Genomic DNA, 12903 nt, shown 5'->3' with positions numbered 1-12903 from the left:
GTCGCTCGTTTGTGCATTGCAGCACGTCCGGCGCATCAGGCTTGTATGAGCAGAACCAATTCCGCTGAAATCACCCGCCAGTTGCTGGATGGGATCACTTCGGGCCACTACCCCGTGGGCACGCTGCTGCCGACGGAATTCGAGCTGTGCGACCAGTTCGCGGCCAGCCGCTACACGATTCGTGCGGTGCTGCAGGAGCTGCAGGACCTGGGTCTGGTATCGCGCCGCAAGAACGTGGGCACGCGGGTAGAGGCTGCCAGCCCGCGCACCGTATTCCGCCCCACGCTGGCATCGGTGGAAGATCTCGTGCAGTTCAGCGAGGAGCACCGGCGCGTGGTGCAGTCGGTGGAAACCGTGACAGTGACGGGCGATGCGGCGAAGGACATCGGCTGCGCCGAGCAGACGCGGCGGCTGCGCATATCGAGCGTGCGGATGAGCGATGCCACTAGCACCACGCCGATCGGCTGGACCGACATCTATATCGATCCGGCCTACACCGACATCGCCGAGGCCGTGCGCCAGCCGCCTGCCGTGCTGGTCAGTTCGTTGCTGGAGACACGGCACCAGAAGCACATCGCCGAGATCGAGCAGGAGGTGCGCGCTTCTACCCTGACCGATCCGCGCGTGGCCAACGCGTTGCAGCTGGAACCGGGCGCATCGGTGCTCAAGATCGTGCGGCGCTACATCGACGACAACGGCGAAACGCTCGAAGTCTCGGTGACCGTGCACCCGGCCGACAGCTTTGCCGTATCGATGCGGCTCAAGCGGTCGACGGGCTGAAAAGAAAAAAGCGGACCGTAAAGGCCCGCTTTCTTGTATGCGGTGAGGCGCATGGCGGTGGGCCGCGTTCCACACTGCAACATCGACTTTGACTCAGAGCAAATCGAATAGCCAAATCGCCAAACCCGCGCGATGGAAGGACTACGATTCAATGCATTGGCGTCACCCCCTGGGCGCCCACACATCTTCCATGGCCAAGAAATTCCCCATCCATCCCAAGCACCCCGAGCGCATCTGCTGGGGCTGCGACAAATACTGCCCCGTCGATGCGCTGGGTTGCGGCAATGGTTCCAGCCGTACGCAGCATCCGATGGAACTGCTCGGCGACGACTGGTACGAGCACGGCGACTGGGGCATCGAAGTCGAAGCGCCCGCCCAGACGGCGTCCTGACTGACCGGCAAGACGCCCGCCCCGATCCTCCAATCTCAATAACCGTAATACGACGACGGCGGGGCGTACTGCACCGGCGCCGGACGGCCGCACGGTACATAGGCGCCACGATAGTTGTCATAGCAGTAGCCCGGCGGCACGGCCGGCGCGGCGTAGCTGACCGGTTGCGGCGGCGCGTAGTACGGAGCCGGTGCTGCCACCACGGGCTGGCTGCTGGCCACGATCGCGCCCAGCGCCAGGCCGGCCACGGCGGCTATCGCAATCGCGGCACCTGCTGAAGATCCGCCGCCACCACGGTGGTAGCGGTCGTGGGCCGAGGCCGTGCCGGCGACCAGCATGGCGGCACTCAGGACAGCGATACCGGTGTAACGAATCGACTTGCGCATCTTTGACTCCTTGGCAGGCCACCAATGGCCCGTTCCATGACGTGCATCATGGCAATTGAATGATTACAGTGGGTTACGGCGCTGTGAGCAGATGTAAATGCGCGAAGGCCGTGCCAACCCGGCAGATGGCCTGCGCAGGCGGCTTGATAGCCGTTTGACGAATCTGGCGTTACAACTTCCCGGCCGGTCCCTCGCGGGAAACGCCAGTTGACAGCGTTTGCGGCCATGCAAATACTCGCTGTCGCAACGCCTCAGTGCCTGCGCGATACCCCTGAAGCGGTGCGGATTTGGCAATGTCGATACAACTTCTACCGGGGACAACCATGATCACACGCCGCTTGCCGCTGCGCCCTCGCCACCTTCTCGTGGCCAGTGCCGTAGCGCTGCTTACCGCCTGCGCCAGCCATCTCACCAACCCGCCCGTGCCCTCGCAGCCGTCGGCGCCAGTCACTGCCGGCAAGACCGAAGTGCTGTGGCTGGGGCAGTCCGCCATGCGCATCACCACGCCGGGCGGCAAGGTCATCGTCGTCGACCCCTGGCTGACCGGCAATCCCAAGACCCCGGCTGCGTTCAAGCAGCTATCCGCGCTGGGCAAGGTGGACCTGATCCTGGTCACGCACGCACACGGCGACCACCTGGGCGATGCGGCCGAACTGGCCAAGCTCAACAACGCGCCGATCTGGAACGGCGGCGGACTGGGCCAGCAACTGGTGAACCTGGGCATCGTGCCGGCCAACCTGGCACAGCGCTTTGGCAAGAGCGGCACGATCCAGCCGCTGGGCGCCAACGGCCCCAAGATCACGGCCGTGCATGCCGAGCATTCGTCGGAGATCGTCTGGAAGAATCCCGCCACGGGCAAGGATGAAACGCACTATGGCGGCGAGCCCGTGGGCTACATCATCGAGATGGATAACGGCTTCAAGATCTGGCACATGGGCGACACCGGGCTCTACGGCGACATGATGATGGTGGCAGACCGCTACAAGCCCGACCTGGTGCTGATTCCGATTGGCGGCCATTTCACGATGGGGCCGCAGGACGCCGCCATCGCGCTGAGCGACTTCATCAAGCCCAAGTACGCGATTCCGATGCACTACGGTACCTCGCCGATGCTGCGCGGCACGCCGGCGGAACTGAAGGCGGCGCTTGGCAACTCGTCCAGGACGGCGGTCATCGTGCCCGAGCCGGGCCAGAAGGTGGACTTCTGATGGCGCCGATGCAGCCAAACCCCACACGCCGCGCGCTCTGCATCGGGACGGCGCTGGCACTGGCCGGCTGCGCCAGCCGGCCCGCCACCGCAGACGCCGATGCCCGCGCGCAACTGACCGGTACCGGCAAGATGCGCGTGGCCATTAACCTAGGCAATCCCATCCTGGCCAGCCGCGCCAGCAACGGCGACCTGCAGGGCGTATCGGTGGACCTGGCGCGCGAGGCTGCGCGCCGGCTCGGAGTGACACCCGACCTGATCGCATTCCAGTCGGCCGGCAGCGTCGTCGAGGCCGTCAAGTCGAAACAGGTGGACCTGGCCTTCGTGGCCATCGACCCGGTGCGCGGCGCCGATATCGACTATACAGCGCCGTACGTGATCATCGAGGGCGCCTATCTGGTACGCAACGATTCCACGCTGCAGCGGAATGAAGACGTCGATCGTTCCGGCACCCGGGTGGTGGTGGGCAAGGGCAGCGCCTACGACCTGTATCTGACCCGCGCGTTGAAGCAGGCCACGCTGGTGCGCGCGCCCACATCGCCCGCCGTGACCGACATGTTCCTGGCCCAGCGGCTCGACGTGGCCGCCGGCGTCAGGCAGCAACTGGAAGCCGATGCCAAACGCGTAGGCGGCGTGCGGATGCTGCCGGGCCGCTTCATGGTGATCGAGCAGGCCATGGGCGTACCCAAGGGCCGCACGGCAGCGCAGGCATGGCTGAGCGCGTATATCGAGGAAATGAAGGCGTCTGGCTTCATCGCCGAGGCGCTGCGCCGGCACCAGATCGAAGGGGCAGGCGTGGCGCCGGCTGCGAGCAAGGCTTGACGCTCTCAACGCTCCGACGTGAAGCCCCATGAAAAAAACCGGCCACAAGGGCTAATGCCGTTCAGTTAAGGTCTTTCCGAAGATATCGAACGGCATAACGAGCAGGACGGGACTTGACGGCCCGATCGCATTTGCGGTCGGGCCGTTTTACATTGAGGAGCAGCTTCAGGTGCTGCCGTAGCCGTTTGAGAACAGCGGGAAGCTTGGCCAATGCAGGCGTGCGAGCGGCCCACATCATCTCGTGCTGGATAAGATGGAATGAGCGCACGAAGCTGAGTTCGGTTGGCTCGCACTTGGCCTCGAAGGCCGCGCTGGCCATTTCACGGCGAATCAGGTTGTAGGCGATCAGTGCGCCCCAGATTTCCTGATAAACGCCCTCGACGGTCCGGCTACGCAGTGTCAGTCGCTGCCGAGCATCGATTGTTTGAGTTCTCGGTAGCTCGTTTCCACCTGCCAGCGGCGTTCATAGCAGGCACCCAGGTCGGCCGCCTTGAACCGGCGCCGGTCGGTCAACGAAGTCAGTAGTACCCGCTCGCGACTTCCGGCATCCAGCAGGCGAATCGCACGCACGGTCCACCATTCGGGTAGTTCTGGGCACTTCTGCCGCCCCTGCGGCGAGACGCGCATACGCACCAAGGCATCGTCGGGCTTGCCCGAGACCACCTCCCAGCGCGTATTGGATTTGGCGGGAATCAGGAAGTGGCGATTGGGCTAGCCCGCAGTCACTCCACACAGGATCTCTGCCGATAGAAAGCCTTTGTCGAAGACGGTCAGCGAGTGATCGGGGATCTGTGCCAGCAATTGCTTGGCGTAGAGCATCTCGTTCGTGTCGTAACGACCGAATGCGATATTCGCGACGAGATGCGTCGGAATAGAGGTCAGCGTCACCGCGCGCACTTGCGGGTAACTCGCCACCTTGCCGCTGGCATAGCTTTGGGCGCCGAAGTGCTCGCGATTCGCGGGACTGTCTGGGGTGCGCAGAGTGGTGCCATCCATGGCCCACAAGCTCAATCCTTCGAAGGTGTGGCGCGCTGCGTCTTGCTGCCGCCATGCTTGTGCCGTTCGCTCGAACAGCCAGGCCATCAGTGCATCGCCCAATCGCTGGCGAGCTTGGGCGATGGCGCTCTTGCTGACGAACGTGGCGTCGTTGGGCAAGACCAGATCCAGACTGTCGACCACCTCGCTGATTGACCAATGGCGGTAGATCGCCAGGGCAATGACCAGCCACACCACCTGTTCAGCCGGTAAGCGTCGGCGACGTATGCTGGCGCTGCCCGTGGCATCGATGGCCTGCTCGATCCACTCGTGCGGCAGATGCTCGCCCAGCCGACTCAGATCGGCGGGCGTTGCATCCAGTAAGAAGGTCAGGTGGTCGCTCAGCATAGCAACCAAAGCTAACAGCCTGCCACTCTGTTTACAACTCCAACCCTAAAGAAAAATGCCGTTCAGGTCTTAACTGAACGGCATTAGGCCACAAGGGCCGGCTTTTTTTATAGCCAATACGACCGGCGATCTCTCATCGCCAGATCGTCATCGCCTTACAGCGGGCGGTTCACCGAGATGTCGAAGAACGGCAGTGTCGAATCCAGGCTGATCAAGATGCCCACGCCGGTGTTACCCAGCACCAGCGATACCGATTCACGCGACGAGTTGTCGTTCGACGGGGCACGATAGCGCAGGCCATTCGCCGGCTTGTTCTGGACCCAGGTGTCCACACGGCCATCGTTGCGCTTGCGCGTGTACGAGTTGGTTGCCGCGTCGACGGACTGGATTTCCGTCGATGCCGTGTCGGTGTTGACGGTCAGGTCATTGAACATGGTCAGGTCCCAGTACGAGTTCTTCGTGCCAACCACCGGCAGGGCACGGGCACCTTGGGTCGAGCCCACGATCAGGCCGTTGGCCGTCGCGATGACAGCGGTCACCACTCCATCGGTACCCTTGAACGCCGCCACATAGGCCGTGCCCGTCGAATCGGTCAGCTTGAAGCCGCCGCCGGACACTGCCGACAGTGCGGGCAGTTCATTTGCAGCCCACGACGAGCAGTTGTCCACGCCCGTGCAATCAGCGCCAGTCGTGGCCTTGCCATCCGCGCCAATCGTCATCTTGATGCGAGTCGGCACATAGGGGCCACTATCCGTCTCGAAGCCGAGTGCATTCCAGTTGCCGGCCAGGTCGGTCAGCGTCAGGGCCTGCGCGGGAACGATCATCGTCGGCAGGAAGCGCTGGTTGGCCTGGTTGGACACGTTGCGCACCACCATGACGCCCGATTGCGACACCTGGATATCGGACACGGAACCCATGACCGACGCCGAGAAGCGGCATGCTTCGTTGCCTACGGGAACGAACTGGACGTTCAACGTGCCGCCCTGGCCATCGTTCTGGGTCAGCGTCAGCGCCGTGGCGTCGACGTGCGCCGTCTGGACGCCAACCGGCGTTGTAGCCACGTAGTCACCAGTCCGCAGGCCCGCGCAAGTCGTCGAAGCCGTCTTCAGGATCGTCTGGATTGCTGCCGCGCCCGGGTTGTTGCCCATTGCGGTCGACAGTGCCGCCAGCGACGTCTGGGCCTTCTTAAGTTGCGCGCCCAGTTGATCGAGCAGTTGATCCAGCGCGTTGCCTGCATTGGTGCCATTGGCGGCCACCAGTTGCGCCTTGATCGGATCGACGTTCGACAGGTTGATGACCGTGCTCAGCGTCGCTACCAGATTGGCGAGCGCGGTCGAAACGTTGGCCGGCGTCAGCTGCGCCTGCGAATTGGCATTGAAGCCGTTGAAGAACGCGTTGGTGTCGCCTTTCGCCAGCAAAGCCGTGATCAGCTCGGTCAGCGGCGTGATGTTGGCCACCGGGGTGGCACCCGTGCCAGCCTCGACCACCGAGTGCAGCGTCATGTTGTCCGGACCCGGCACGCTCAACACGCAGGGACGCACAGCGTTGTCGATGCTGACCGTGAACGTACCGTTCGTGGCCGTCGTGGCCGTGCCGCTACCGGTCGCGCATTTGGCGGATACCGTGACGTTGGGCAGCGCTGCGCCAACCGCGGCGGTACCGCTGATCTTCATGCTGGCAGGTGACTGGGTGGCCGGCGTGCTATCGCCACCACCGCCGCCGCAAGCCGTCAGCACGACAGCCGCCAATCCCGTCAAAAGAAGCTTTGATTTCATCCCTGTTGTCTCTTATGTGGTTGGTTATGCATCGTTCGCGCCCCGGTTCCGACCCCTGGCCCGGACTGGCGCTCACAAACCGGCATGGTGTCAGACGCCAATGCCAAGCGGCGTGGAGTGTGTAGCAGCTGCTTAACGCCCAGCAACCCTCCTTGGGGGCATTGACATATGACAGTTTTGTAATTTTTCTAATACAACACCGACACGTGGCAATTCGCTTGCCTGGAAGCCGCATGGTGCTTGGCAGGCCCCGCATTGGCGCAGGCTTTGTCCTCTGGACGGAAACGCCGTAGAGGCAAAATTCACAGGTTGCAGCGCTGCAACGCTGACTTCCGCCAGGCCGTTAGGTTGATACTGTCGGTACTCGGACAGGGATACTTAAAGGAGACGGCCAGCATGACACTCCCCAGCGACCTGCTGACCAAGGCCCGTGACGCGGCGCGTCCTCACTACGACCAGCCGCATCGGCACTATCACAACTGGGCGCATATCGAGGAAATGCTGTCGGTCGCCGATACCCACGGCCTGGTCCTGACCCCGGCTCAGCATTTGGCCATTTTGTGGCACGACGCCGTCTATGTTCCCGGCCTAGACAAGGGGATGAACGAGAAGGCATCCGCGCTGCTGATGCGCGACCAAATGTTCCGCGAGGGATGGCCTGCCGGCAGTGCAGGACAGCAACTGGCCGACGAAGCGGTATCGATCATCCTCGACACCATCGAACACATGCCATCGAGCGAGGCTTCAAAGGTCGTGCTGGATCTGGATCTATACCGGCTGTCTGTTGATGCGGCGGAGTTCGACCGGCATGCGGCGGCGATTCGGGATGAATATGCTGCACTGTTGGCGCGTGCTGCGGATCCGGATATGGCGTGGCGGGAGGGGCGGGCTGCTATTTATGCGTCTTTTTTGGAACGCGAGCGGATTTATTTTTCTGAGGACGGGGGTAGATGGGAGGCGGGGGCGAGGGGGAATTTGGAGAGGGGGGTGGGGGAGTTGGGGGGCTGAAAAACTGCTGGCTATAGTCCTCGAACTCCCATGTCATCAGTTGCCTCGTGGATTCGGGGAGCTCTTTCTGGACGTCAATGGTCAGCCGGGCGCTCTGAAAGCATGGCGTTTCCGTCGGCAACGATGTGGCGAAGGCGTCCTGCTCGGCGGCGGCGCAGTCCTGCGAGACCGAAGGCGCCTGGATCGGCTGCGCGCGTTCGCCGCCTACTCGATACTGCCTTTTCGCGATGAAAATCGGCGATCTACGAAAGTGCAGCATGATTTGCACCGATGTTATATAGCTTTCTGTCCCGCAATGCGGGAGAGGGAGCGAAAAACAGGTGGGGAAAGCCACTCACCCGCACATAGCTAAAACGCCACACTTTCCTATACTGATTTTTGTCCCTGCAGAAGATCCATTGACCGGGCACGGCGATCCGGTACAAGGAGGTGTGCTCATGGTTACGATGAACCGCCGACAGTTCCTGAAGTTCACGGGAGCGTCGCTGGCGGGATCGAGCCTTGCGCTGATCGGGTTCGCGCCCGATACCGCGCTGGCGGAGGTACGTGCCTACAAACTGGCGCGCACCACTGAGACCCGCAATACATGTCCCTACTGTTCGGTGGCGTGTGGCCTGCTGATGTACAGCCTTGGCGACAAGGCCAAGAACGCAAAGGCCAGCATCATCCATATCGAGGGCGACCCCGATCACCCGGTGAATCGCGGCACGCTGTGCCCCAAGGGCGCGGGCCTGATCGACTTCATCCATAGTCCCAATCGCTTGCAGTACCCCGAGTACCGCGCGGCGGGGTCGGACAAGTGGCAGCGCATGAGCTGGGACGAGGCGCTGGACCGCATCGCCAAGCTTATGAAGCAGGACCGCGACGCCAACTTCATCGAGAAGAACGATGAGGGCACCACGGTCAACCGCTGGCTGAGCACCGCCATGCTGGCGGCGTCCGCCAGCAGCAACGAGGTGGGCTATATCACGCACAAGACTGTCCGCAGTCTTGGCATGCTGGGATTCGACAATCAGGCACGTGTCTGACATGGCCCGACGGTGGCAGGTCTTGCCCCGACGTTTGGCCGTGGAGCGATGACGAACCATTGGGTCGACATCAAGAACGCGGATGTTATCCTGATCATGGGCGGCAATGCCGCCGAGGCACACCCGTGCGGTTTCAAATGGGTCACCGAGGCCAAGGCGCACAACAAGGCGCGGCTGATCGTTGTGGACCCGCGTTTCACGCGTTCGGCGTCGGTGGCGGACTATTACGTGCAGATCCGCACAGGTACCGACATCGTGTTCCTAGGCGGCGTGATTCGCTGGCTGCTGGAAAACGACAAGATCCAGCACGAGTACGTGAAGAACTACACCGACCTCACGTTCATCGTGCGCGAGGACTACCAATTCAAGGACGGCATCTTCTCCGGCTACGACGCCGAGAAGCGCCATTACCTCAAGGAAAGTTGGGACTGGGAGAAAGGCGAAGACGGCTACGTCAAGACCGATCCCACGCTCACGCACCCGCGCTGCGTCTACAACCTCATGAAGGCGCACTACGCGCGCTATACGCCTGAAATGGTGGAGCGCGTGTGCGGCACGCCGCAGGACAAGTTCCTGAAGGTCTGCGAGATGATGGCTTCCACGGCCACGCCAAGCCGTGCGATGACGATCATGTATGCGCTGGGCTGGACGCAGCATTCGATTGGTTCGCAGATGATCCGCACTGGCGCCATGGTGCAATTGCTGCTGGGCAATATCGGTATTGCCGGCGGCGGCATGAACGCGTTGCGCGGCCACTCGAACATCCAGGGCCTGACCGACCTGGGCCTGATGACGAACCTGCTGCCCGGCTACCTGACGCTGCCATCCGATCCCGAGAAGGACTACGACAAGTACATCGAAGCCCGTTCGTTCAAGCCGCTGCGGCCCAACCAGCTCAGCTACTGGCAGAACTACGGCAAGTTCCACGTCAGCCTGATGAAGGCCTGGTGGGGCCCTGCCGCGACCAAGGAGAACAACTGGGCGTTCGACTACCTGCCCAAGCTCGACAAGCCGTACGACATGCTGCAAGTGTTCGAGCTGATGCACGCGGGCCGCATCAACGGCTACATCCTCCAGGGCTTCAACCCGCTGGCGGCGGCACCGAACAAGGCCAAGCTGCTCAAGGGCCTGAGCCAGCTCAAGTTCATGGTGGTGATGGACCCGCTGGCCACCGAGACCAGCGAGTTCTGGCGCAACGTGGGTGAATCGAACGACGTGGACCCGAAGTCGATCCAGACCGAGGTGTTCCGCCTGCCCACCACCTGCTTTGCCGAGGAAAACGGCGCGCTGGTGAATTCGTCGCGCTGGCTGCAATGGCACTGGCAGGGCGCCGATCCACCCGGCGAGGCGCGCAGCGACATCGAGATCATGTCGGCCCTGTGGCTGCGCATCCGCGCCATGTACCAGAAGGACGGCGGCAAGTATCCCGATCCGATCGTCAACCTGTGGTGGCCCTATGCGGTGCCGCACTCGCCCACGCCCGAGGAGCTGGCCAAGGAATACTCGGGTCGCGCGCTGACAGACCTGATGGATCCGAAGGATCCGACCAAGGTAGTGCGCAAGGCCGGCGAGCAGCTCAACAGCTTTGGCGAGCTGCAGGCCGACGGCAGCACCATGAGCGGTTGCTGGATCTATTGCGGATCATGGACGCAGGCCGGCAACCAGATGGCCAAGCGCGATAACAGCGACCCCACCGGCATCGGCCAGAACCTGAACTGGTCGTGGTCGTGGCCCGCCAACCGGCGCGTGCTGTACAACCGCGCGTCGTGCGACGTGAACGGCAAGCCGTTCAACCCGGCGCGCAAGCTGATCGCGTGGAACGGCAAGAGCTGGACCGGCTTCGATACGCCCGACTTCAAGCTCGACGAGGACCCGGCCAACGGCATGGGGCCGTTCATCATGCAGGCCGAAGGCGTGGCACGGTTCTTTGCGCGCCAGAACATGGTGGAGGGGCCATTCCCCGAACACTACGAGCCGTTCGAAAACCCGCTGGGCTACAACCCGCTCAACGGCAAGGACTCGAAGGTCGTCAGCAATCCTGCCGCACGCGTGTTCCAGGGCGACTGGGCGCAGTTCGGCAAGCCCGACGCCTACCCGGTAATCGCCACCACCTACCGGCTGACCGAGCACTTCCACTACTGGACCAAGCACGCGCGCATCAACGCGATCCTGCAGCCGGAACAGTTCGTGGAAATTGGCGAGGACCTGGCCAAGCAGGTGGGCGTGAAGGCCGGCGACCGCGTCAAGGTGACGTCCACGCGCGGCTACATTCGCGCCGTGGCGCTGGTCACCAAGCGCATCAAGCCGTTCAAGATCGACGGCAAGGTGGTGCACATGGTGGGCATACCGTTGCACTGGGGTTTCACCGGACTGACCAAGCCGGGCTTCCTGGCCAACACGCTGACGCCGTTCGTGGGCGACGGCAACACCCAGACGCCCGAGTTCAAGTCGTTCATGGTGAAGGTCGAACGGGCATAGGAGACAGACATGGCACTGCAGTCTCTGGATATCGTGCGCCGCTCGGCCACCACCACGCCGTCGCCAGCGGTACGCCAGCCGGTTACCGGCAGCGTGGCCAAGCTGATCGACACCACCAAGTGCATCGGCTGCAAGGCTTGCCAGGCGGCGTGCATGGAGTGGAACGACCTGCGCGGCGACGTCGGCGTCAATGTCGGCGTCTATGACAACCCGGCTGACCTCGACGAGCACACGTGGACGCTCATGCGGTTTGCCGAATACGAAAACCCCAACGGCAACCTCGAATGGCTGATCCGCAAGGACGGCTGCATGCACTGCGAGGACCCGGGCTGCCTGAAGGCGTGCCCGTCGCCGGGCGCCATCGTGCAGTACTCGAACGGCATCGTGGACTTCCACGAGGAAAATTGCATCGGCTGCGGCTATTGCATCACCGGCTGCCCGTTCAATATCCCGCGTATCTCGAAGACCGACCACAAGGCATACAAGTGCACGCTGTGCTCGGATCGCGTGGCCGTGGGGCAGGAACCCGCGTGCGTGAAGACCTGCCCGACCGGCGCCATCGTGTTCGGCACCAAGACCGACATGATCGCGCACGCCGAGGAACGCATCGTCGACCTGAAATCGCGCGGCTTCGAGAAGGCCGGGCTCTATGACCCGGCCGGCGTGGGCGGCACGCACGTGATGTACGTACTGCATCACGCGGACCAACCAGGCCTGTACCACAACCTGCCCGAGGACCCGCACATCAGTCCGCTGGTCAGCCTGTGGAAGGGCGTTGCCAAGCCACTCGCCGTGGCGGGCATGGCGCTGGCGGCGATAGCGGGCTTCTTCCACTACATCCGCGTGGGTCCGAACGAAACCGGCCCCGAGGACGAGGCCGCCGCGGAAGACGAGATCGTGCGCTGGGGCCGCGACAACCCCAAGCCGCGTGGCACGCCCGATGAAGTGACGCCGCCAGAGGAGGTGCGCGATGAGAATCGATAAGCGCCGCGAGGCAACCATCCGCCGCTATACGGCAGGCGAGCGCACCAACCACTGGATCGTGGCGCTGACGTTCGTGCTGCTGGCGCTGTCCGGGCTGGCGCTGTTCCATCCGTCGATGTACTGGATGAGCGCGCTGTTTGGTGGCGGCACGTGGACGCGCATCCTGCATCCGTACGTGGGCGTGTTCATGTTTGTGGCGTTCCTGATCCTGGCGCTGCGGTTCTGGCATCACAACCTGCTGACTTGGAGCGACCGCGAGTGGCTGCGCCATGGCCGCGAGGTGCTGGTCAACCGCGAGGAAAACCTTCCCGACGTGGGCCGCTATAACGGTGGGCAGAAGCTGCTGTTCTTCGTGATGGTGGGCTGCCTGTTGCTGCTGTTGCTGAGCGGGCTGGTGATGTGGCGCGCATGGTTCTCGGCGTACTTCCCGATCTGGGGTATCCGGCTGGCGTCGGTGGTACATGCCGTTTGCGCCTTCCTGCTGATTTGCGGCATTATTGTGCACATCTATGCAGCCGTATGGGTCAAGGGTTCCGTGCAGGCCATGACGCGCGGAACGGTCACGCCCGGCTGGGCGTGGAAACATCATCGCGCGTGGTTCCGGGACAATTTCCGGCCCGGCGATAAATAGGCGAGCCGGAGGCTGATACGCCGGCTTGCA

At 63.0% G+C, this 12903-nt stretch carries 10 protein-coding genes and 1 pseudogene; 8 read left to right on the top strand and 3 right to left on the bottom strand.

What is annotated here, in order from left to right:
* Positions 1-45: 45 nt before the first annotated feature.
* Positions 46-780 (top strand): GntR family transcriptional regulator, encoded by a 735-nt coding sequence (locus tag MFF62_RS09640; protein ID WP_238262525.1) that lies wholly within the window; start codon positions 46-48, stop codon positions 778-780.
* Between the two features lie 190 nt (positions 781-970).
* Positions 971-1171: a DUF3079 domain-containing protein gene (locus MFF62_RS09635; protein ID WP_238262523.1), complete on the top strand. Its 201-nt coding sequence runs from the start codon at positions 971-973 to the stop codon at positions 1169-1171.
* A 35-nt stretch (positions 1172-1206) separates the two neighbouring features.
* Here MFF62_RS09635 and MFF62_RS09630 read toward each other — a convergent pair whose 3' ends face one another.
* The gene (locus tag MFF62_RS09630; RefSeq protein WP_238262521.1) at positions 1207-1557 is read right to left on the bottom strand and encodes a mechanosensitive ion channel protein MscS; all 351 of its coding nucleotides are present in this window, start codon (positions 1555-1557) and stop codon (positions 1207-1209) included.
* A 323-nt stretch (positions 1558-1880) separates the two neighbouring features.
* On the opposite strand from MFF62_RS09630, the gene MFF62_RS09625 reads away from it, so the two are divergent.
* The gene (locus tag MFF62_RS09625) at positions 1881-2765 is read left to right on the top strand and encodes a metal-dependent hydrolase (RefSeq protein WP_238262519.1); all 885 of its coding nucleotides are present in this window, start codon (positions 1881-1883) and stop codon (positions 2763-2765) included.
* A gap of 131 nt (positions 2766-2896) precedes the next feature.
* Entirely contained in the window at positions 2897-3586 is a 690-nt protein-coding gene (locus MFF62_RS09620; RefSeq protein WP_238263075.1) for an ABC transporter substrate-binding protein, read from the top strand.
* Between the two features lie 61 nt (positions 3587-3647).
* Here MFF62_RS09620 and MFF62_RS09615 read toward each other — a convergent pair.
* Positions 3648-4969 (bottom strand): annotated as a pseudogene (locus MFF62_RS09615) (IS4 family transposase).
* A gap of 155 nt (positions 4970-5124) precedes the next feature.
* Positions 5125-6744 (bottom strand): hypothetical protein, encoded by a 1620-nt coding sequence (locus MFF62_RS09610; protein WP_238262517.1) that lies wholly within the window; start codon positions 6742-6744, stop codon positions 5125-5127.
* A gap of 396 nt (positions 6745-7140) precedes the next feature.
* Between MFF62_RS09610 and MFF62_RS09605 the strand changes: the two genes are divergently transcribed.
* From MFF62_RS09605 to MFF62_RS09590, 4 genes are all read left to right on the top strand, one after another.
* On the top strand, positions 7141-7752 hold the full coding sequence (locus MFF62_RS09605; protein ID WP_238262516.1) for an HD domain-containing protein: 612 nt from the start codon (positions 7141-7143) through the stop codon (positions 7750-7752).
* Between the two features lie 437 nt (positions 7753-8189).
* A complete protein-coding gene (gene fdnG / locus MFF62_RS09600; protein ID WP_238262514.1) occupies positions 8190-11258 on the top strand; it encodes a formate dehydrogenase-N subunit alpha in 3069 nt (1022 codons plus the stop codon).
* A 9-nt stretch (positions 11259-11267) separates the two neighbouring features.
* Positions 11268-12242 (top strand): formate dehydrogenase subunit beta, encoded by a 975-nt coding sequence (gene fdxH / locus MFF62_RS09595; protein WP_238262512.1) that lies wholly within the window; start codon positions 11268-11270, stop codon positions 12240-12242.
* Complete coding sequence (locus tag MFF62_RS09590; protein ID WP_238262511.1) at positions 12229-12873, top strand: formate dehydrogenase subunit gamma; 645 nt, start codon at positions 12229-12231, stop codon at positions 12871-12873. The genes fdxH and MFF62_RS09590 overlap by 14 nt, the downstream gene beginning before the upstream one ends.
* Positions 12874-12903 lie beyond the last annotated feature (30 nt).

Source organism: Cupriavidus pauculus (genome assembly GCF_022179805.1).
GTDB classification, from domain to species: Bacteria; Pseudomonadota; Gammaproteobacteria; order Burkholderiales; family Burkholderiaceae; genus Cupriavidus; species Cupriavidus pauculus_E.
Note: the sequence above shows the minus strand (reverse complement) of the source record. Positions and strands in the feature narration are given on the sequence as shown.